This is a genomic window from Pseudonocardia sp. OZ21 (assembly GCF_059359135.1).
Genome location: NZ_JCADBN010000003.1, coordinates 33,844 through 53,839 on the forward strand (window position 1 = coordinate 33,844; position 19,996 = coordinate 53,839).

The window sequence follows — 19,996 nt, forward strand, 5'->3', positions numbered from 1 at the left end:
CTGGGCGGGCCGGTCCGTGGTTGTGCTTGTCGATCAGTCGTCGCTGGACTTGGCCAGGTCGACCGGCGGGGCGTCGGGGACCGTGACGGGCTTCGGCTCACCGCGGAAGGTGAACTTCGCCTTGTCGTCAGCGGCCCGGGACCCCTCGGGGGCGTCGGAGTCGACACCCTCGACGTCGACCACCACGATCTGGCCGGGCTCGATCTCGCCGAAGAGGATCTTCTCCGACAGCTGGTCCTCGATCTCGCGCTGGATGGTGCGGCGCAGCGGCCGGGCGCCCAGCACGGGGTCGAACCCGCGCCGCGCGAGCAGCCCCTTCGCCGCAGGCGTCAGCTCGATGGCCATGTCCTTGTTGGCCAGCGCAGCCTCCACCCGCGTGATCATGAGGTCGACCATCGTGATGATCTGCTCCTCGGTGAGCTGGTGGAACACGACGATGTCGTCGATGCGGTTGAGGAACTCCGGCCTGAAGTGCTTCTTCAGCTCGTCGTTGACCTTGTTCTTCATCCGCTCGTAGTTCGACACCTCGTCGTTGCCCTGGGCGAACCCGAGGCCGACCGCCTTGGAGATGTCCTGCGTGCCGAGGTTCGAGGTGAAGATGATGACGGTGTTCTTGAAGTCCACCGTCCGGCCCTGACCGTCGGTCAGGCGGCCGTCCTCGAGGACCTGCAGGAGGGTGTTGTAGACCTCCTGGTGGGCCTTCTCGATCTCGTCGAACAGCACCACGGAGAACGGCTTGCGGCGCACCTTCTCGGTGAGCTGGCCGCCCTCCTCGTAGCCCACGTACCCGGGAGGGGCACCGAAGAGCCGCGAGGCGGTGTAGCGGTCGTGGAACTCGCCCATGTCGATCTGGATGAGCGCGTCGTCCTCGCCGAACAGGAAGCTCGCCAGCGCCTTGGACAGCTCGGTCTTACCGACACCCGAGGGGCCGGCGAAGATGAACGAGCCGGACGGACGCTTCGGGTCCTTCAGGCCGGCCCGCGTGCGGCGGATGGCCTGCGAGACCGACTTGACGGCCTCCTCCTGGCCGATGATCCGCTTGTGCAGCTCGTCCTCCATGCGGAGCAGACGCGTGGTCTCCTCCTCGGTGAGCTTGAACACGGGGATACCGGTCCAGTTCGCGAGCACCTCGGCGATCTGCTCGTCGTCGACCTCGGCGATCACGTCGAGGTCGCCGGACTTCCACTGCTTCTCCCGCTCGCCCTTCTGAGCGAGCAGCTGCTTCTCGGAGTCGCGCAGGTGCGCGGCCCGCTCGAAGTCCTGCGCATCGATCGCCGACTCCTTGTCGCGGCGGACGGCCGCGATCTTCTCGTCGAACTCGCGCAGGTCCGGCGGCGCGGTCATACGACGGATCCGCATCCGGGCGCCGGCCTCGTCGATCAGGTCGATCGCCTTGTCGGGCAGGAAGCGGTCGCTGATGTACCGGTCGGCCAGCGTGGCCGCGGCGACGAGCGCCGGGTCGGTGATGGTGACCCGGTGGTGCGCCTCGTACCGGTCGCGCAGGCCCTTCAGGATCTCGATGGTGTGGCCGACGCTCGGCTCGCCCACCTGGATCGGCTGGAAGCGGCGCTCCAGCGCGGGGTCCTTCTCGACGTACTTGCGGTACTCGTCGAGCGTGGTGGCACCGATGGTCTGCAGCTCACCACGCGCCAGCATCGGCTTGAGAATGCTGGCCGCGTCGATCGCGCCCTCGGCGGCACCGGCACCCACGAGGGTGTGGAGCTCGTCGATGAACAGGATGATGTCGCCGCGGGTGCGGATCTCCTTGAGCACCTTCTTGAGGCGCTCCTCGAAATCACCGCGGTAACGGGAGCCGGCGACCAGGGAACCCAGGTCGAGTGTGTAGAGCTGCTTGTCCTTGAGCGTCTCGGGCACCTCGCCCTTGACGATGCCCTGGGCCAGCCCCTCGACGACGGCGGTCTTGCCGACGCCGGGCTCGCCGATCAGGACGGGGTTGTTCTTGGTCCTTCGGGAGAGGACCTGCATGACCCGCTCGATTTCCTTCTCCCGGCCGATGACCGGGTCCAGCTTGCCCTCACGGGCCGACTGGGTGAGGTTGCGACCGAACTGGTCGAGAACCAGCGACGACGACGGGGTGCCCTCGCCACGACCACCGGAGGTGCCCTCGGCGGGCTCCTTGCCCTGGTAGCCGGACAGCAGCTGCAGGACCTGCTGGCGGACGCGGTTGAGGTCCGCACCCAGCTTCACGAGGACCTGCGCGGCAACTCCCTCACCCTCGCGGATGAGGCCGAGCAGGATGTGCTCGGTGCCGATGTAGTTGTGGCCGAGCTGAAGCGCCTCGCGCAGAGACAGCTCCAGCACTTTCTTGGCCCGCGGCGTGAACGGGATGTGCCCGCTCGGTGCCTGCTGGCCCTGGCCGATGATCTCCTCGACTTGCTGGCGGACGCCCTCCAGGGCGATCCCGAGGGACTCCAGGGCCTTGGCGGCCACTCCCTCGCCCTCGTGGATGAGGCCAAGGAGGATGTGCTCGGTGCCGATGTAGTTGTGGTTGAGCATCCTGGCCTCTTCTTGGGCCAGAACGACAACACGCCTCGCTCGGTCGGTGAACCTCTCGAACATTTACACTCCTAGCCTGGCTGCGCCATGCACCGGCGCGCGCTGCGCCGCGTACACCCCGGGTACCACTGTATCGGCCCGGGGGCGATGGTCGCCCGGGTCGTTCGTAGTGGAAACAACGTTGCAACGCCTGTCCGGATTCCCGATCGGCCCATTGCCCGGGTGGACCCGCTGGTCAGCCTGCCGAGGCAGCCGCACGCTCCGCTGCCTTGTCCGCACGCCAGCCGTCCTCGTTGCGTCCGCGTCTCCAGTATCCGGAGACGGACAGCAGTTCGCGGTCCACCTCACGCTCGCCGACAAGGTGGGTTCGCACCGCGCGCACCAGGCCCGCCTCGCCGTGAACGAACGCATGTACGCGCCCGTGAGGAAAGGGCATGGCCCGCACGGCCCCGACCAGCTGATCAGGTGTGTCGGCATTGCGATGGAGCCAGGTGACCCGCAGATCACCCGGTGAACTCAGGTGCTGCTGTTCGGCGGCGTCGGCCACCTCGAGGACGGCGTGCACTGGCACCCCCGCCGGGACACGTTCGCAGGCCGCGCCGATGGCGGGCAGCGCACTCTCGTCGCCGACCATCAGGTGCCAGTCGGCCTCGGGGTCAGGTGCGTACGCGCCGCCGGGACCCAGGAGCCGCAGTACGTCGCCGGGGCGGGCCGCTGCCGCCCACGGCCCCGCGACACCCGTGTCACCGTGCACGACGAAGTCGATCGCCAGCTCACGGGCGTGCGGATCGAAGGAACGCACCGTGTACGTGCGCGTGATCGGCCATTCTTCGCGCGGTAGCTCCGCCCGGATCACGTCCATGTCGAACGGCTCGGGCCAGGCAACGCCTGCGCGCGGGAAAAGGATCTTCACGTAGCGGTCGGTGTAGGGCGTGTCGGGGAAACCATCGAGGTCACCGCCCCCGGCCACCACTCGGATCATGTTCGGGGTCAGCCGTTCGGTACGGCGGACCTCCAGGACGGTCGTCCTACGAGCCACGGGACCTCCTCTGCCGGGTTAGGACACCCTAAACAGATGGACGGGGCCGGCGCACCCCGCCGGCCCTCACCCGTCCCGTGAACTCAGTTCTCCTGGTGGTATGCGTCGAGCACCTCGGCCGGAATACGCCCCCGGTCGGAAACCTTCATGCCCCGCTTGCGGGCCCAGTCGCGAATCGCCTGGTTCTGCTCGCGGTCGATGGACGGACGGCGCGCGGGAGCGCTCGTTGCCGTACCGCCGCGGCGACGTCCGCCACCGGAACGACGCGCTGCCGCCACGAACGCCGCGAGTGAGTCCCGCAGCTTCTCCGCATTGTCCTTCGAGAGGTCGATCTCGTAGTTCTTGCCGTCGACACCGAACTCGACCGTCTCGTCGGCGGCCTCTCCGTCCAGGTCGTCGATCAGTCGGATCTCACGGATCTGCGCCACCGTCGCAGCCCTCCATACTTCATCGTTGTTGTTCTGCGGCGACGCCGCATCAACGCGCACGATATATCCAATTCAGTGCGACTGTCGAGTCGGGCCGCCCAACACTCCTGGTAGTTACTCAGAACGCACGATCGGGTACAGAATGGTCTCCCGGATTCCGAGCCCTGTGAGCGCCATGAGCAGCCGGTCGATGCCCATTCCCATCCCACCTGACGGCGGCATTCCGTACTCCATCGCACGGAGGAAGTCCTCGTCGAGCTGCATCGCCTCGACATCTCCTGCCGCGGCGAGCAAGGACTGGGCGTAGAGCCTTTCCCGTTGCTCGACGGGATCGACCAGTTCGGAGTACGCGGTGGCGAGCTCCGTGCCGAACACGATCAGGTCCCAGGCCTCGGCGAGCCGCGGCTCGGTGCGGTGCCGCCTGGTCAGCGGCCGGACCTCGATCGGGTAGTCGCGAACGAACGTCGGCTCGACGAGTGTGTGCTCCACAAGCTTCTCGAACAGTTCCAGCACGATCTCACCGGCACTCAATGAATCCTTGAGTTCGACGTCGCGTGCCGCCGCGAGCTTGCGCAGATCCTCGATCGAAGTGTCCAGGGTCACCTCTTGGCCGACCGCCTCCGAGACGGCCGCGTGCAGCGTCACCGATCGCCATGGGGCGCCCAGATCGTGTTCGGTCCCGTCAGCGTGCCGGATCACCGTCGAACCGAAGACGGCGCGTGCGGAGGCCAGCACCATCTCGCGTGTCAGGTCGGCCATGTCGTCGTAGGTCGCGTACGCCTGGTACGCCTCGAGCATCGCGAACTCGGGCGAGTGCGTGGAGTCGATGCCCTCGTTCCGAAAGTTCCGATTGATCTCGAAGACGCGTTCGATGCCGCCCACCACGCTGCGCTTCAGGAACAGTTCCGGGGCGATCCGCAGGTACAGATCGACGTCGAGCGCGTTGGCGTGGGTGACAAACGGACGCGCAGTGGCGCCACCGTGCTGCAGTTGCAGCATCGGTGTCTCGACCTCCACGAACTCGCGCTCGTGGAGCACCGACCGGAGCATCCGAACGACCTGAGCGCGGTTGCGGACCATCTCCCGCGCCTGCGGCCGGACGATGAGGTCGATATAACGCTGGCGTACGCGCAGCTCCTCGGAGAGCTCGCGATGTGCCACCGGCAGCGGGCGCACGGACTTTGCCGCCATCTCCCAACGGTCGGCCATCACCGACAGCTCGCCGCGGCGGGAGGTGGCCACCTCGCCGTGCACGAAGACGTGGTCACCGAGGTCGACGATGGACTTCCAGCGGGCCAGCTCCTCGTCGCCCACCAGCGCGAGGCTCAGCATCGCCTGCAGCTCCGAGCCGTCGCCCTCCCGCAGCGTGGCGAAGCAGAGCTTGCCGGTGTTGCGCAGGAAGATCACCCGCCCGGTGACGCCGACCTGTTCCCCGGTGCCCGTGTCCGGCGGCAGATCGGGATGGGCGGCCCGCACCTCACGGAGGCTGTGCGTGCGCTCGACCGCGACCGGATAGGGGTCCCGGCCCTGGGCGAGCATCTCGGCCCGCTTGGCCCGGCGCACCCGCATCTGTTCGGGAAGCTCGTTGTCGGGGCCGTCGAAGGGCTCGGTGCTCACAGACTCCAGGTTAGTGAGGCCCGCTCCCGGGTTTCCGGCCGGTCTTCCCGGCCCGATCCGGGGCGACGTACGGTCGATCGTGTGACGACATCCCGGGCCCGGTCCTTCGGCACCGCGGCCGCCGAATACGCCCGCCACCGTCCGGAGTACGCGGAGAACGCCGTCGACTGGGCATTGGAGCCGGTGGCCGCTCGGCCATCGCTCCAGCTACTCGATCTCGCCGCCGGCACGGGAAAGCTCACGGGCGCGCTGCACGGCCGTGGTCCCGTCGTCGCCGTTGAGCCCGACCCGGCGATGCTCGCCGAGCTGCGGTCCCGATTCCCGGACGTCGACGCGCGCGAAGGCAACGCGGAGGCGATCCCGCTACCGGACGCCTCGGTCGACGCCGTGCTGGTCGGTCAAGCCTGGCACTGGTTCGACCCGGAGCGCGCTCTGCCGGAGATCGCCCGCGTCCTGCGGGCCGGCGGGGTGCTCGCCGCCTTGTGGAACGGCGACGACGGAGGCGTCGAGTGGGTGGCCGGCTACCACCGGGCGGCTGCCCTGATCGAGCGGCGGGTCCGCGACCGCGCCGACGCCGGCCTCCGGCTGCCCGAGCACGAGGCCTTCGAGGCGAGCCAGCACACCGTCCACCCCAACCCGGTTCGCACCACGGTCGACGGCCTGGTCGCGACCCTCAGCACGCACTCGTGGGCGCTCGTCGCCGATCCTGCCGACCGGGACGCGGCGTTCGCACGGGTCCGGGCCTACCTCGCGACGCGCCCCGAGACGTCGGCAGGCGAGTTCGAGCTCCCGCTCGTCACCGACGTGGTGCGGATGTTGCGCAGGTAGGTCAGCCGCAGGCCGAGCAGGGTCAGGTCGGGCACGAACTCGGTGATCGTCTCCGAGGCACCGACCATCAGCGGCGCGAGGCCGCCGGTGGCCAGCACGGTGACCGGGCCCGCTTTGGGCCCGAGCTCGACGAGGATGCGTCTGACCAGCCCGTCCACCTGGCCCGCGAATCCGTAGAGCACGCCGGACTGGAGGCACTCCACCGTGTTCTTGCCGATCACCGAGCGGGGCCGGACCAGCTCGACGGTGCGCAGTGCGGCCGCGCGGGTGGCCAGCGCCTCCAGCGAGATCTCGATGCCCGGGGCGAGCGCACCGCCGAGGAACTCCCCCTTGGCGGAGACCACGTCGATGTTGGTGGACGTCCCGAAGTCGACGACGATGCACGCGGTGTCGAACAGGCGGTGGGCGGCGAGGGTGTTCATCACGCGATCGGTGCCCACCTCCTTCGGGTTGTCGACCAGCAGCGGCACGCCCGTGCGCACGCCGGGCCCCACGACGACGTTCGGGTCACCACGGCGGTCGATGAGCAGCCGCAGCTCGCGGAGCAGGCTCGGCACGGTGGACAGCGCCGCGACTCCGGTGACCTCGGTGGCGTAGCGGCCGAGCAGGCCGTTGACGGCGACCTCGAGCTCGTCGGCGGTCATGCGCGGGTCGGTGCGCATCCGCCAGTCGTGCACCAGTGGCGGGTCGACCTCGGGCTCACCCTCGGCGTCGGTGTCCGCGTAGAGCCCCAGCGCGATCTGGGTGTTGCCGACGTCCACGCAGAGCAGCACGGCGCCGTCCCCTTACAGCTGCACGGAGATGTTGTCGATCAGGCGGGTGCGCCCGAGCCGCGCCGCGACCAGGAGCCGCGCGCGACCGGCTGTGGGGTCCGGCCGGAGGTCGGGGTCGCGCAGCTCGAGGTACTCCACCTGCAGCGTGGGCTCCTCCGCCAGCACCGCGCGTGCCGCGTCCAGCGCGGCTCCCGGGCCGCGAGCCGACACCGCTGCTCCGGCGGCCAGGGCGCGCCGCAGCGTGGCCGCGCGGGACCGCTCGTCGGCGGAGAGGTAGACGTTGCGGCTCGAGAGCGCGAGACCGTCGGGCTCACGGGCGGTGGGCACACCCACCACCGACACCGGGAAGTCCAGGTCGCGGGCCATCTTCCGGACCAGGATCAGCTGCTGGTAGTCCTTCTCGCCGAAGAACGCGACGTCGGGGGCGACGATGTGGAAGAGCTTCGCGACCACGGTGAGCACCCCACCGAAGTGACCGGGCCGGGCGGCACCTTCGAGCTCGTCGCCGAGCCGGCCGGGCACGATCGTGGTGTCGGCGCCTTCGGGGTACATGTCGGCCACCTCGGGGAGGAACACCAGCTCCACGCCCTCCTCGCGGCACACCTCGAGATCGGCATCGAGCGACCGCGGATAGCGGTCGAGGTCCTCACCCGCCCCGAACTGCAGGGGGTTCACGAAGATCGACACCGCCGTGACGGTGGCTCCGGGGGTGCGCCGCGCGTGCCGGATCAGCTCCCGATGGCCCTCGTGCAGTGCGCCCATCGTCGGGACGAGCACCACCCTGCGGCCCGCGCTGCGCAGTGCACGCGTCACCGGCGCGATCTCGGCGGGCGAGCTGTGCACGACCAGCTGGCCCGGGGCGTAGCCGCCCTGCGTACGAACCGTCATGAGGAGCCTTCCAGAACGGCGAGCACGTCCTTCTCGGCGTACTCGGACAACAGACCGGCCGCGAACGCCCGCCGCGCCGTGCGGGCGGCGAGCACCCGGTAGGTCTGCGCGAGGTCGGGGTCGGCGGCGGAGAGCTCACGCAGGTGCGTGCGCACCGTCTCGACGTCGCCGCGCGCCACCGGGCCCGTCAACGCGCGGTCGCCGTGGCGCAGCGCGTTGTCCAGCGCGGCCGACAGCAGCGGCGCGACGAGCCGTTCGGCCGGGCTGATGCCGGCCTTCTCCAGGGTCTCGACGCAGTCGCGGACGAGCGTGACGAGGTGGTTGGCGCCGTGGGCCAGCGCGGCGTGGTAGAGCGGACGGACTTCCTCCGAGATCCGCACCGGCTCCGCGCCCATCTCCACCACGAGCGCCTCGCCGACGCTCCACGCGGCCTCGTCACCTCCCGTGGCGGTGACCCCGACACTGCAGCCGGCGAGCCGCGCGACGTCCTCGGTGCGGCCGGTGAACGTCATCACCGGGTGCAGGGCCAGCGGGAGCACGCCGTGCTCGGCGGCGGGGGCGAGCGCAGCCACACCGTGGGCGCCGGAGGTGTGCACGACGATCTGGCCGGGACGGAAGCTGCCTGCGGCGGCGAGCCCACGGACCAGGCCGGGCAGCACGTCGTCCGGGACGGCGAGGAGCGCGAGGTCGACACCCGCCACGACCTCGTCGGGGGCCAGCAGCGGTACGCCGGGCAGCAGCGCTTCGGCGCGCTTGACCGACGCCCTGGACACCCCGGAGGTGGCGACCACCCGGTGCCCCGCGGCCGCCCAGGCGGCACCCACGACGGCTCCGACCCGTCCTGCCGAGACAACCCCGACGGCGAGCCGGGCCGGCCTGCCTGCACCCATCACCATCTCCTCGCTAGGAGCGCGCTGAACAACCCGGCCCTACTGCGAGCGGAGCTGTTCAGCACCCTCCTAGGCCAGCCGTGCCGCTGAGGTACCGGACGACGAGCCACTGCCGCCGTCGCGACGCGAGCACAGGTTACGCGGCCCGGCGAGTGCGACGAGGAGCCGTGCCGGCAGCACCGGTACGGGGGGTGACCCGGTCAGTGACGTCGGGGCGGCCAGCTCTGCGGGGGCGCATCGGGGGGCATCGACGCTACGGGCGGCGGTCCAGGCGGCGGCGGCGTCCAGTTCTCGTTGCCCCGGTGCCGCATGGCGACCGTCAACGCCTCGGGGTGGCCCACGGCGCGGGCGCGCGCCTGGCGGAGGCCGGCCAGCGCCTCGTCGTGTCGGAACACCCCGGAGGGCCCGACCGCACCGCGCTCCATCCTCGCCCGGAGGAACGCGAGTTCGGTGACGGCGTCCTGGTACTCCGAGACGGCCTTCGCCACCTGTCGGCCCGAGCCCCGCCGCACCGCGGCCCGCCAGCCGCGCCTGCCGGCCAGGCTCGACAGCAGCGGCACCTCGCTCGGCGCGATCCAGCCGGCACGGGCGAAGCCGGGCAGCTGGTCGATCACGGTGCGCTGCTCGCGCCTGCGCTGCCACACCACGACGGCCGCCACGGCCAGGAACATCGGCACCATGATGAACCCGTAGACGGTGAAGAACACGGCGCCGCCGTACAGCGAAGCCGACGCGTTCCAGAGCGCGTGCAGCGTCACCGCCAGCAGGTAGCCGAGGGGCACCGTGACCAGCGCGACGCCCAGGCTGCGGCTGCGGGCCGCGATTCCGGCGCCGATCCCGGTCATCACCGTGAACAGCGGGTGGGCGAACGGCGAGAGCACACCGCGCAGCAGGAGCACGGCCACCACCCCGCTGCCCTGCCCGACCATGGAGCCCTCGGAGAAGGCCCGGCCGATGTAGAGGATGTTCTCGGTGAACGCGAAACCCGCGCCGACCAGCCCGGCGTAGACGATCCCGTCGACGATCCCGTCGAACTCCCGTCTGCGCAGAGCCAGCAGACCGACGACGAAGATGCCCTTCACCGCCTCCTCCACCACGGGGGCGATCGCGACCGTCCCGAGGACGTCACCGCTCCCGCGTCCGACGACCTCGTCGGCCACCAGCACGGCGCTCGAGTTGATCAGCAGCGCCGTGAGAGCGGCGAAGCACGCGCCCCACAGGAACGCGGTCAGCAGCAGCCGCGGCGGCTCCGGCTCCCAGCGATCGACCCACAGGAACGTCGCGACGACCGGGCCGACCGGCAGGAGCGCACACAGCGCACCGACGAGGACTCCGCCCGGCCCGACGGTGCTGCCGAACATCCCGAGGACGATCAGCCCGCATATCGCCAGTGCGACGAGTCCGAGCACCGGGCCGAGCACGCCGCGGCGCTGCCGCCCGAATGTGGGCATCGGAACGGCCCGGGTCGCCTGCGCCATGGGCCGAGAGCCTACGGGCGGCCACTACGGGGCGTGCACGTCACTCACCCGGCTTCTCGCCGGAGTCGTCTTCAGGGGTGCGGCAGCACCATTCCAGCCACAGAGCGCCACCGATGAGGACGAGGGCGCACGCCAGTCCGACGCCCGCCGCCAGCGAGTCGTCAGCCGCGGCCGTGACCTGAGCGGCCCGGGGCAGCACGTGGGCGAGCAGCCCGGCCCACACACCCGCCATGACCGCGCCGGCCAGCGACGACGCCTTGGCGACGAGCACCGCCCTGGCCGCCACCAGCGGCTGCACCGGCTGCGTTCCCGGCCGGCGCCGGATACGGGAGCGCAGGGCGCTCCCGGCCAGCGCCTCGGCCACCCCCAGCACGCCGAACGTCGCCCCGGCCGGGAGCGGGAGCGCCGGGAGCGAGTTGTAGGTCAGCCGGACGATCAGGTTCACGATCAGCCCCGTCACGAGCGCGACGGCGAGCAGGTGGCGGGGCCGGGTCAGTGTCATGGCACGAGCACCAGGTCGTCGCGTCGCCGCATCCCGGACTCGGCGTCCGGCCCCAGCGCCGCCAGCAGCGCGGCCACGAGGCCGTGGCCGGGTAGCTCCGCGTCCGCGGCCACGTCGAGCCACGGGCGCAGCACGGTGGCGCGCTCCGGGGTGCCGGGGTGCGGCAGCAGGAGGTCCGGATGCGTGCTGCGCACCGGGCCGTCCGGGCCGTCCACCGTGACGATGTCGACGTCCAGCGTGCGGGGACCCCAGTGCACCTCACGGACCCGGCCGGACGCGTCCTCCAGGCCCTGGCCGCGGCGCAGCCACCCCCAGGCGTCGGTGTGGGGGTCGTCGACGACGACCACGGCGTTGAGGAAGTCGTCCTGCTCCACGCCACCCCACGGGGCCGTCTCGTACACCGGCGATGCCGTGACCAGCACGTCGGCGAACCCCTCGACGGCCGCGCGCAGGTGGGCGAACCGGTCGCCCAGGTTCGAGCCGAGCGACAGCACGGCGCGGGTCACGCCGGGATGATCCGCGGCTGCGGGTCGCGGCGCGAGCGGCGGACCACCACGGACACGTCGGCGAACTCCAGCGGGATCGGAGCCTGCGGCTTGTGCAGCACGACCTCGACGGCCTGCACGCGGACGTCGGTCATGACGTCGTCCGCGACGCGCCCCGCCACGGCCTCGATGAGGTTGTACGGCTCACCCCCGACGATCGCGGCGACCCGCTGGGCGAGCACCCCGTAGTGCAGGGTGTCGGTGAGGTCGTCGGACACCGCGGCAGCAGCCAGGTCCATCCAGACCGTCACGTCCACGAGGAAGTCCTGCCCGTCGCGGCGCTCGTGGTCGAACACCCCGTGGTGCCCGCGGACCTTCAGCCCACGCAGCTCGATCCGGTCGGTCATCGCCCGTCCTGGGACGCGGTGCGGGCCCGCGACGTGCCCAGCTGCCATGCCGCGGTCACCGCGACCGCGTCCAGCGTGCTGTGCACGTCGTGCACCCGCACCCCCCACGCGCCGTTGTAGGCCGCCAGAGCGCTCACCGCCGCCGTGGCGCCGTCGCGGTAGTCGAACGGCCGCGGCGTGCCGTCAGCGGCGGCCAGCAACTGGCCGAGGAAGCGCTTGCGGGAGGCGCCGACCAGCACCGGGAAACCGAGCGCGGTCAGCACGTCGAGCCTGCGCAGCAGCGCCCAGTTGTGCGCCGCCGTCTTCGCGAAGCCCAGGCCGGGGTCGAGCACCAGGCACGACGGCTCGACACCGGCCAGCACGGCTGCGTCCACCCTCGCAACGAGCTCGTCACGCACCTCACCGACCACGTCCTCGTAGGTGGCGAGCGAGTTCATCCGGTCGCTGTGTCCGCGCCAGTGCATCAGGATCCACGGCACGCGCGCCTGAGCGACGGTGGCGGCCATCGCGGGGTCGGCGAGGCCGCCGGAGACATCGTTGACCACGCAGGCGCCTGCCTCGACGGCCGCCTCGGCCACCGCAGCCCTCGTGGTGTCGATGCTGACCCGCACACCCTCGGCCACCAGGTCCCGGATCACCGGGAGCACGCGAGCCTTCTCGACGTCGGCCTCGACACGACCGGCGCCGGGGCGGGTGGACTCACCGCCCACGTCGACGAGATCGGCTCCGGCCTCGTGCATCGCGACGCCGTGCGCCACCGCGTGCTCGCGGTCGAGATACCGGCCCCCGTCCGAGAACGAGTCGGGCGTGACGTTGAGGACGCCCATCACCACGCACCGCCCCGGCCGGGGCAGTCCGGGTAGGTCCGGGCGGGTGCCCACCTACCTCACCCGCTCCGGATCAGGGCGAGTGCCTCGGCCCGCGACGTCGGCGAGGACTGGAACATCCCGCGGACCGCCGACGTCACGGTGCGCGATCCCGGTTTGCGGATGCCCCGCATGCCCATGCAGAGGTGTTCGGCCTCGATCACGACGATCACACCGCGCGGGGCGAGCTTGCGCACCATCGCGTCGGCGACCTGCCCGGTGAGCCGCTCCTGCACCTGGGGGCGCCGCGCGTAGAGGTCGACCAGCCGTGCCAGCTTGGACAGCCCGGTGACGCGCCCATCCACGTTCGGAATGTAACCCACGTGCGCCATGCCGTGGAAGGGCACGAGGTGGTGTTCGCACGTGCTGAACACCGGGATGTCCTTGACGAGGATGAGCTCCTGATGGTGCTCGTCGAACGTCTTCTCCAGCACGGTGTCCGGTTCGACGTACAGGCCGGCGAAGATCTCCTCGTAGGCCCGGGCGACCCGGGCCGGGGTGTCGCGCAGACCGTCGCGCTCGGGGTCCTCCCCGATCGCGATCAGCAGTTCGCGCACCGCGGCCTCGGCGCGCTCCCGATCCATCCTGGGCTTACCGTCCGCGGCGCCTCGCGCGAACGCCTCGTCCGCGGAGGCCCCGGTGTCGCCCAGTGCTCCCGAGCTCAGCGCGACCCGTCCTCGTCCGGACCCTTACCGTTCTCCTGCGGCGGCGCGGGCGGCGGAACAGGCCCGTCGGCGTGACCGTTGCCCGCGGCGGGCGGAGCAGCGGTGGGCGGCCACGGGGGCTGCTGCCACTGCCCGGCCGGCGGCCAGGGCTGTCCGTGCGGCGTGGTGGCCGGACGCCAGTCGGCCGGCGCGCCGTAGTTGGGCTGTACGGAGTTGGGCTGCCCGGGGTTGGACTGCTGCACGGGCCCGGCCTGCTGCATCGGAGGACCCCAGTTCTGCTGCGGAGCCGTGGGCGGGCCGTACCCGCCGGGGGCTGCTGCTGCCGGGAACGGAGGCTGACCGGGGCCACCGGGGTACCCGCCGTGCGGACCGGGACCGGGCGTGGGCACCGGACCACCGTTGGGACCGGGCGTGGGCACCGCGTAACCGCCGCCGCCCGGGTAGGACCCGACGGGAGCAGGCTCGCGCTGCGGCTCGGTGTGGGGCGGCCACGGCTCGCCGCGCTCCCTCGCCCGCTCCGCCGGCGTCTGGATCGGCGGCTTGTCCGACGGGGTGCGCCCGCCGAAGTCGTTGAACGCGGTGATCCGCGGCCGCTTCTCCACCCGGTCGAAGATGCGCTCGAGGTCTCTCCTGGTGAGCGTCTCCTTCTCCAGGAGCTCGAACACCAGGTCGTCCAGCACGTCCCGGTAGGTGTTGAGGATCTCCCACGCTTCGGTGTGCGCGGCCTCGATCAGCGCGCGCACCTCCTCGTCGATCTCGTGGGCGACCTCGAGTGAGTAGTCGGCCTGGTTGCCCATAGAACGGCCGAGGAACGGGTCGCCCTGGTCGCGGCCGTACCGCACGGCACCCAGCCGCGCGCTCATGCCGTACTCGGTGACCATCGCCTTGGCGATCTTCGTGGCCTGGTCGATGTCGGAGGAGGCACCGGTGGTGGGCTCGTGGAAGACGAGCTCCTCCGCCGACCGGCCGCCCATCGCGAACACCAGCCGCCCGATCATCTCCGAACGGGTCATCAGGCCCTTGTCGTCCTCCGGGACGACGAGGGCGTGACCGCCGGTGCGGCCGCGAGGCAGGATCGTGAGCTTGTAGACCGGCTCGAGGTCCGGCATCGCCCACGCCGCGAGCGCGTGGCCGCCCTCGTGGTAGGCGGTGATCTTCTTCTCCTGCTCGGAGATGATCTTGCCCTTGCGGCGGGGACCGCCGACGACACGGTCGACGGACTCCTCCAGCGCGGCGCCGTTGATCAGCGTGCCGTTCTCCCGCGCCGTGAGCAGCGCGGCCTCGTTGACGACGTTGGCGAGGTCGGCGCCGGACATGCCGACCGTGCGCTTGGCCAGGCCCTCGAAGTCGACGTCGTTGGCGAACGGCTTGCCCTTGGAGTGGACGGCCAGGATCGCGCGCCGGCCCGCGAGGTCGGGGGCGCCGACGGGGATCTGGCGGTCGAAGCGACCGGGCCGCAGCAGCGCAGGGTCGAGGATGTCGGGCCGGTTGGTGGCCGCGATCAGGATGATGCCGCCGCGGGCATCGAACCCGTCCATCTCGACGAGGAGCTGGTTGAGCGTCTGCTCACGCTCGTCGTGGCCACCGCCGAGGCCCGCGCCGCGCTGGCGGCCGACCGCGTCGATCTCGTCGACGAAGATGATGCAGGGCGAGTTCTGCTTGGCCTGCTCGAACAGGTCGCGCACCCGGGACGCACCGACACCGACGAACATCTCGACGAAGTCGGAGCCGGAGATCGTGTAGAACGGCACGCCCGCCTCGCCGGCCACGGCGCGCGCGAGCAGCGTCTTGCCGGTGCCGGGAGGGCCGTACAGCAGCACGCCCTTCGGGATCTTCGCGCCGAGCGCCTGGTAGCGACCGGGGTTCTGCAGGAAGTCCTTGATCTCGTGGAGCTCCTCGACCGCCTCGTCGGCGCCCGCGACATCACCGAAGGTGGTCTTCGGCATGTCCTTGTTGAGCTGCTTGGCCTTCGACTTGCCGAAGGACATCACGCGGTTCCCGCCACCCTGCGCGTTGTTCATCATCCAGAACAGGATGAGCAGCACGAGGCCGAGCGGGATCAGGTAGATGAGGATCGTGGTCAGGAACGACTCCTGGCGCACGACCGTGTTGAACGACGGCTTGTTGCCCGCCGTCTCCAGCGCCTGCACGATCGGGCCGCTCGTCTGCGCCGGGAACTGGGTGATGACCTGGGTGGCGCCGTTGACCGGCTGGTTCAGGGTGAGGCGCAGCTGCTGCTCGTTGTCCTCGATCAGCGCGTCCTTGACGTTGCCGCTGCTGATCTGGGCGAGCGCGACCGACGTGTCAACCCGGGTATAGCCGCGCGTGTCGTCGAAGAGCACGCTGAAGGTGAAATAGACCAGGATCGCGGCGAGGATCCAGATCAGCGGGTTTCGGAGCAGGCGCTTGCGGTCCATGCAGCTTCGGCCGTGCGGCCTTCACCCTCCCTGGCGAGATTCTCCGACGGAGACCCGGCGCAGCACACTGACCGGCCCTGAGTCCGCCAGGATAGCGGTCTTGAAGCCGGGCCGCGTCGTCGACGTCGACCGACGCACCCCTCATGGGTACGTGCTGGTACAACGGCCGGAAGCGGACCGGTGTTCCCACCCCGCCTTTCCCGGCAAAGCCGGGGTATCCCGCATTGCCGTCTCTCGTTGAGTTGACGGTGGTAGTGATCGACATCGGCGGGCCGCCGGTGATGGGGGAGTGCACATGAGGTTCCGGTTCCGTGGTGTCGCGCTGGGGATCGCGGTGGGCGCGGTTGCGCTCGGCGCGTTCGCCGCACCGACGGCGACAGCAGCACCGGCAGAACCGTCGGTAGCTGCGGAAACAGCCACGGACCAGGCCGAATGGGCGCCTGCCGACGCGGCCGCGATCCACCCCGGCGTGGTCACCGAGACCACCGGCGGCGGGGCCTGCACCAGCAACTTCGTCTTCACCTCCGGCGACCGGACGTTCCTCGGCCAGGCCGCCCACTGCGCCGGCACCGGCGAGGCCACCGAGACCAACGGGTGCGACTCCGGCACCGGTCCCGTCGGCACCCTCGTCACGATCAAGGCGGCCGACGGCACCGACCGCACCGGCACACTCGCCTACAGCTCATGGGTCACCATGCAGGGCAACGGCGAGTCCGACCCCGACATCTGCGCCTACAACGACTTCGCGCTGGTCGAGATCGCGCCGGAGGACGTCGCCGACGTCAACCCGAGCATCCCGTTCTTCGGCGGCCCCGTCGGCATCGACACCGACGGCCTGGTCACGGGCGAGCCGGTCTACAGCTACGGGAACTCACCTCTGCGCGGGGGCATCAAGGCACTCAGCCCGAAGGCGGGCGCCAGCGCGGCCGAGGCAGGCGGCGGCCGCAGCCACGAGGTCTACACGATCACCCCCGGCGTCCCCGGTGACTCCGGCAGCGCGTTCGTCGACGGGAAGGGCGACGCCGTCGGCCTGCTCTCCACACTCAACCTCGCCCCGCTGCCCGTGAGCAACGGTGTGAGCGACCTCGCCCACGACCTGCAGTACGCCAACGCCAACGGCGGCCTCGGCGACATCCAGCTCGTCCCGGGCACGCAGCCGTTCACCCCGGCGCCCCCCGGCGTATCGGCCACCACGCTCGCCGGGCCGGCCGGACCGCCCGTGCGCTGAGCGAGCGGCCACCGTCCGACACGAACGGCGCCTCCCCTGCCGGGCAGGGGAGGCGCCGTTCGCGCGTTCAGGCGTAGACGGCTGGGTCCAGCGTCCCGATGAACGGCAGGTCGCGGTAGCGCTCGGAGTAGTCGAGCCCGTAACCGACCACGAACTCGTTGGGGATGTCGAAGCCCACGTACTTCACGGGTACGTCGACCTTCACCGCGTCCGGCTTGCGCAGCAGCGTGACCACCTGGAGCGACGCGGGCTGGCGCGACTCCAGGTTCTTCAGCAACCAGGACAGGGTCAGCCCCGAGTCGATGATGTCCTCGACGATCAGCACGTTCCGGCCCGCGATGTCGCGGTCGAGGTCCTTGAGGATGCGGACCACCCCCGACGAGGACGTGGCGGAGCCGTAGGAGCTGACCGCCATGAACTCGAGCTGCACCGGCAGCGGCAACGCCCTCGCGAGGTCGGTCATGAACATCACCGCGCCCTTGAGGACCCCGACGAGCAGGAGGTCCGACTCGGCCTCGTCGGACGCGTAGTCCGCACCGATCTGCCCGGCGAGCTCTGCGATCTTGTCGCGGATCGCCTGCTCGGTGACCAGCGTCGAGGCGATGTCGCCGTCGTACACGCGGACGTCCTCCTGCGGTATCGGGGAAGATCAGCCCGATGGCCAGCGGACCGGGCGCAGGAGAAGCCTGCCACGCTCCCGCACCAGCTCCAACCCGCCGGGAAGGGCGACTCCCCCACGATCCGGACCATGAGCTGCAAGAACGTCAGCGGCACGCAGATGCACCTCAGTGAGCGTGGTCACGGCCGCGGCCGCCAACCAGGCCCGTAGCACCCGCCGGCGCACAGCGGGCGGCGTGGCCGCGAGCGGTTCGAGGCACAGCGCCTCGCCGTCCCGGACCTGCGCGAACAGGGCTGTGGCCAGCGAGTCCAAGGCGTCGTCGTCCTCCCGCAGCTGCGCTGCGGTGCGCGCCAGCGCCGCCGCCACTCCCCCCGCGAGCACATCCTCCAGCAGCGGCAGCACCTCGTGCCGCAACCGCACGCGGGTGAACCGCGGGTCGACGTTGTGCGGGTCGTCCCACACCGGGAGGTCCAGCGCGGCGCACGCCGCCACGGTGACGGAGCGTCGCACCCCCAGCAGCGGGCGTGACCAGGGCGGATCCCAGGCACGCATGCCTGCCATCGACCGGGGTCCCGAACCCCGTCCGAGCCCGAGCAGCACCGTCTCGGCCTGGTCGTCGAGGGTGTGGCCGAGCAGCACCGGCGCTGCCGGGTCCGGTCGCGCGGCGCGCAGGGCGGCGTAGCGGGCCCGCCGGGCCGCGGCCTCCGTGCCACCGGGGCCGTCGACCTCCACGCGGTGCACCGACGCCGTGGCGCCCATGCCGCTGAGCAGCTCGGCGGTGGCGGCGGCCTGCCGGGCCGAGCCGTCCTGCAGACCGTGGTCGACCACAGCGGCGTGCACCTCGCCGTCGCCCCGCACGGCCAGCGCGGCGGCGGCGAGAGCGAGCGAGTCGGCGCCGCCGGAGCAGGCCACGAGCGGCGGGGCGTCCCGGTACGGGGAGGGCAGCGCTGCCAGCGCGGCGCGGACGGCACGCCGGACCTCGGCGACCGCGGGGTCGACGCGTCGCTCCGCCCGGTCGGCCACCGGTCCCTCCCCGCCTAGCTTCGACCGGCCCCGCGAGCCCGCGGGACCTGGGGTGCGAGTGTGCCGGACGAGCTCCGCGACCCAGGCGGGCCACACGGTTCCGGGGCGACTCGCGCACGCAGACCGGGCGACTCGCGGGCGAGTTCCGGGCGACTCGCGGGCGCGGATCGGGCGACTCGCGGGGTGGGTGGGGTGGGTGGGTCAGGGGTGGACTCGGCGCAGCCAGGCTCCGGGGTCGGCGAGCTCGGCGCGGGTGGGGAGGGTTTCGGGGCTGTCCCAGACGCGGTTGAAGCCGGTCATGCCGACGGCGAGCACCACGTGCCGGGTGAAGGCGGATCCGACGGCGTACTGGCGCACCTTGGCCTCCACCCCGAGCAGCGCGCGCAGCACCCGGTCGACGACACCGCTGCCGCGGCGGCGTGCGGTGAACCGGGAACGGATGGTGGCCACGCTCGGGACCACCTCGGGGCCTGCGGCGTCCATCACGTGGTCGGCGTGGCCCTCCAGCAGCGTGGTGAGGGCGAGCAGCCGGTCGAGCACCGCCCGCTGCTCGGGCCCCTGCAGAAGCTCGATGATCGCCAGCGAGTCGCCGCCGGACGAGCGCACCGCGCGCAGCACCTCGGGCAGCCGCTCCAGCACCGGGCCCCGTTCCATGCCCTGGGTGACGGTCAGGAAGCGGCCGACCTCGGTGGCGAAGTAGGTGCGCAGCCAGGGAACGGCGGTGAACTGGAGCCGGTGGGTGGCCTCGTGCAGGCACACCCAGAGCCCGAAGTCGGCTGCCGGCACGTCGAGGACCCGCTGCGCGGCGTGCACGTTGGGCGCCACCAGCAACAGCCGGCCGTCGCCCCCCGGGCCGCCGAACGGGTCGTACTGACCCAGCACGCGGGCCCCGAGGTAGGCGACGACGCCGCCGACCTGCAGGCCTGCCGTGCGGGCGGTGACGACACGGGCGGCACGGGACACCACGGGCAGCTCGGCGTCGGCGGTGAGCGCCGCCATGCCGTGCACGGCGGCGGCGGCCCACGCCGGCCGGTCCACCACGTCGGCGGGCAGCAGCGGCAGGCCGTGCCCGAGTCCGGTGACCTCGCGGACGTGTCCCTCGGCGACGGCGGCGTCCGACCGCAGCCGCGCGACGAGCTCGCCCGCCTCCTGCCGGGTGGCCTCCGGGCCCGGCTGCATGAGCCGGCTCGCGGTGCGCCGGGCCAGCTCCCAGTCGACCGGGAGGCCGCGCTCGGTCGGGGTGGGCTGCTGGTCGGACTGGATGGCGTCGGTCGCGTGCGGCACCCGACCCACGCTACGCAACGGGCGACGGGTGCGCCCCCGCTC

Annotated in this window: 19 protein-coding genes; 2 read left to right on the top strand and 17 right to left on the bottom strand. The window is 71.6% G+C overall.

Annotated features, from left to right (window positions below; genetic code table 11):
* Positions 1 to 33: 33 nt before the first annotated feature.
* The 4 genes from AC5L35_RS07025 to lysS all read right to left on the bottom strand — a co-directional run bounded on the left by AC5L35_RS07025 (position 34) and on the right by lysS (position 5,553).
* The gene (locus AC5L35_RS07025) at positions 34 to 2,580 is read right to left on the bottom strand and encodes an ATP-dependent Clp protease ATP-binding subunit (RefSeq protein ID WP_169400245.1); all 2,547 of its coding nucleotides are present in this window, start codon (positions 2,578 to 2,580) and stop codon (positions 34 to 36) included.
* 172 nt (positions 2,581 to 2,752) lie between these two features.
* Positions 2,753 to 3,556, bottom strand: a complete 804-nt coding sequence (locus AC5L35_RS07030; RefSeq protein ID WP_495058741.1) for a siderophore-interacting protein — start codon at positions 3,554 to 3,556, stop codon at positions 2,753 to 2,755.
* An 83-nt stretch (positions 3,557 to 3,639) separates the two neighbouring features.
* Positions 3,640 to 3,984 (bottom strand): histone-like nucleoid-structuring protein Lsr2, encoded by a 345-nt coding sequence (locus AC5L35_RS07035; protein WP_169400252.1) that lies wholly within the window; start codon positions 3,982 to 3,984, stop codon positions 3,640 to 3,642.
* A gap of 114 nt (positions 3,985 to 4,098) precedes the next feature.
* Entirely contained in the window at positions 4,099 to 5,553 is a 1,455-nt protein-coding gene (gene lysS / locus AC5L35_RS07040; protein WP_495059242.1) for a lysine--tRNA ligase, read from the bottom strand.
* Positions 5,554 to 5,682: 129 nt separating this feature from the next.
* Between lysS and AC5L35_RS07045 the strand changes: the two genes are divergently transcribed.
* The gene (locus AC5L35_RS07045; protein ID WP_495058742.1) at positions 5,683 to 6,429 is read left to right on the top strand and encodes a class I SAM-dependent methyltransferase; all 747 of its coding nucleotides are present in this window, start codon (positions 5,683 to 5,685) and stop codon (positions 6,427 to 6,429) included.
* On the opposite strand, the gene AC5L35_RS07050 is transcribed toward AC5L35_RS07045, so the two are convergent.
* The 10 genes from AC5L35_RS07050 to ftsH all read right to left on the bottom strand — a co-directional run bounded on the left by AC5L35_RS07050 (position 6,345) and on the right by ftsH (position 15,800).
* Complete coding sequence (locus tag AC5L35_RS07050) at positions 6,345 to 7,202, bottom strand: type III pantothenate kinase (RefSeq protein WP_495058743.1); 858 nt, start codon at positions 7,200 to 7,202, stop codon at positions 6,345 to 6,347. The two genes, AC5L35_RS07045 and AC5L35_RS07050, sit on opposite strands and share 85 nt — an antisense overlap.
* Before the next feature lie 12 nt (positions 7,203 to 7,214).
* Positions 7,215 to 8,090, bottom strand: a complete 876-nt coding sequence (gene panC / locus AC5L35_RS07055; protein ID WP_495058744.1) for a pantoate--beta-alanine ligase — start codon at positions 8,088 to 8,090, stop codon at positions 7,215 to 7,217.
* Positions 8,087 to 8,980, bottom strand: coding sequence for a Rossmann-like and DUF2520 domain-containing protein (locus AC5L35_RS07060; protein WP_495058745.1), 894 nt, complete (start codon positions 8,978 to 8,980; stop codon positions 8,087 to 8,089). The genes panC and AC5L35_RS07060 overlap by 4 nt, the downstream gene beginning before the upstream one ends.
* A gap of 200 nt (positions 8,981 to 9,180) precedes the next feature.
* Positions 9,181 to 10,458 carry a PrsW family intramembrane metalloprotease gene (locus AC5L35_RS07065; protein WP_495058746.1) on the bottom strand — a complete coding sequence of 426 codons (1,278 nt, stop codon included), beginning with the start codon at positions 10,456 to 10,458 and terminating at the stop codon, positions 9,181 to 9,183.
* A 40-nt stretch (positions 10,459 to 10,498) separates the two neighbouring features.
* Positions 10,499 to 10,960: a DUF3180 domain-containing protein gene (locus tag AC5L35_RS07070; protein WP_495058747.1), complete on the bottom strand. Its 462-nt coding sequence runs from the start codon at positions 10,958 to 10,960 to the stop codon at positions 10,499 to 10,501.
* Positions 10,957 to 11,466, bottom strand: coding sequence for a 2-amino-4-hydroxy-6-hydroxymethyldihydropteridine diphosphokinase (gene folK / locus AC5L35_RS07075; protein ID WP_495058748.1), 510 nt, complete (start codon positions 11,464 to 11,466; stop codon positions 10,957 to 10,959). Before folK ends, AC5L35_RS07070 begins: the two co-directional genes overlap by 4 nt.
* Positions 11,463 to 11,852: a dihydroneopterin aldolase gene (gene folB, locus AC5L35_RS07080; protein ID WP_495058749.1), complete on the bottom strand. Its 390-nt coding sequence runs from the start codon at positions 11,850 to 11,852 to the stop codon at positions 11,463 to 11,465. The genes folK and folB overlap by 4 nt, the downstream gene beginning before the upstream one ends.
* The gene (folP, locus tag AC5L35_RS07085) at positions 11,849 to 12,679 is read right to left on the bottom strand and encodes a dihydropteroate synthase (protein WP_495059243.1); all 831 of its coding nucleotides are present in this window, start codon (positions 12,677 to 12,679) and stop codon (positions 11,849 to 11,851) included. The genes folB and folP overlap by 4 nt, the downstream gene beginning before the upstream one ends.
* 59 nt (positions 12,680 to 12,738) lie before the next feature.
* The gene (gene folE / locus AC5L35_RS07090; protein ID WP_495058750.1) at positions 12,739 to 13,302 is read right to left on the bottom strand and encodes a GTP cyclohydrolase I FolE; all 564 of its coding nucleotides are present in this window, start codon (positions 13,300 to 13,302) and stop codon (positions 12,739 to 12,741) included.
* Between the two features lie 77 nt (positions 13,303 to 13,379).
* The gene (ftsH, locus tag AC5L35_RS07095) at positions 13,380 to 15,800 is read right to left on the bottom strand and encodes an ATP-dependent zinc metalloprotease FtsH (RefSeq protein WP_495058751.1); all 2,421 of its coding nucleotides are present in this window, start codon (positions 15,798 to 15,800) and stop codon (positions 13,380 to 13,382) included.
* A gap of 295 nt (positions 15,801 to 16,095) precedes the next feature.
* Between ftsH and AC5L35_RS07100 the strand changes: the two genes are divergently transcribed.
* Complete coding sequence (locus AC5L35_RS07100; protein WP_495058752.1) at positions 16,096 to 17,028, top strand: serine protease; 933 nt, start codon at positions 16,096 to 16,098, stop codon at positions 17,026 to 17,028.
* A gap of 67 nt (positions 17,029 to 17,095) precedes the next feature.
* On the opposite strand, the gene hpt is transcribed toward AC5L35_RS07100, so the two are convergent.
* From hpt to AC5L35_RS07115, 3 genes are all read right to left on the bottom strand, one after another.
* The gene (gene hpt / locus AC5L35_RS07105; RefSeq protein ID WP_495058753.1) at positions 17,096 to 17,647 is read right to left on the bottom strand and encodes a hypoxanthine phosphoribosyltransferase; all 552 of its coding nucleotides are present in this window, start codon (positions 17,645 to 17,647) and stop codon (positions 17,096 to 17,098) included.
* 30 nt (positions 17,648 to 17,677) lie between these two features.
* Complete coding sequence (tilS, locus tag AC5L35_RS07110; protein ID WP_495058754.1) at positions 17,678 to 18,670, bottom strand: tRNA lysidine(34) synthetase TilS; 993 nt, start codon at positions 18,668 to 18,670, stop codon at positions 17,678 to 17,680.
* 201 nt (positions 18,671 to 18,871) lie between these two features.
* Positions 18,872 to 19,954, bottom strand: a complete 1,083-nt coding sequence (locus AC5L35_RS07115; protein ID WP_495058755.1) for a zinc-dependent metalloprotease — start codon at positions 19,952 to 19,954, stop codon at positions 18,872 to 18,874.
* Positions 19,955 to 19,996 lie beyond the last annotated feature (42 nt).

Excerpts from the sequence above, each read along its gene's own strand:
- AC5L35_RS07070 (WP_495058747.1), bottom strand. The coding sequence starts at position 10,960 with ATGACACTGACCCGGCCCCGCCACCTGCTCGCCGTCGCGCTCGTGACG.
- lysS (WP_495059242.1), bottom strand. The coding sequence starts at position 5,553 with ATGCGGGTGCGCCGGGCCAAGCGGGCCGAGATGCTCGCCCAGGGCCGG.
- folB (WP_495058749.1), bottom strand. The coding sequence starts at position 11,852 with ATGACCGACCGGATCGAGCTGCGTGGGCTGAAGGTCCGCGGGCACCAC.
- AC5L35_RS07100 (WP_495058752.1), top strand. The coding sequence starts at position 16,096 with ATGAGGTTCCGGTTCCGTGGTGTCGCGCTGGGGATCGCGGTGGGCGCG.
- AC5L35_RS07025 (WP_169400245.1), bottom strand. The coding sequence starts at position 2,580 with ATGTTCGAGAGGTTCACCGACCGAGCGAGGCGTGTTGTCGTTCTGGCC.
- AC5L35_RS07060 (WP_495058745.1), bottom strand. The coding sequence starts at position 8,980 with ATGGGTGCAGGCAGGCCGGCCCGGCTCGCCGTCGGGGTTGTCTCGGCA.
- panC (WP_495058744.1), bottom strand. The coding sequence starts at position 8,090 with ATGACGGTTCGTACGCAGGGCGGCTACGCCCCGGGCCAGCTGGTCGTG.
- ftsH (WP_495058751.1), bottom strand. The coding sequence starts at position 15,800 with ATGGACCGCAAGCGCCTGCTCCGAAACCCGCTGATCTGGATCCTCGCC.
- folE (WP_495058750.1), bottom strand. The coding sequence starts at position 13,302 with ATGGATCGGGAGCGCGCCGAGGCCGCGGTGCGCGAACTGCTGATCGCG.
- folP (WP_495059243.1), bottom strand. The coding sequence starts at position 12,679 with ATGGGCGTCCTCAACGTCACGCCCGACTCGTTCTCGGACGGGGGCCGG.
- AC5L35_RS07065 (WP_495058746.1), bottom strand. The coding sequence starts at position 10,458 with ATGGCGCAGGCGACCCGGGCCGTTCCGATGCCCACATTCGGGCGGCAG.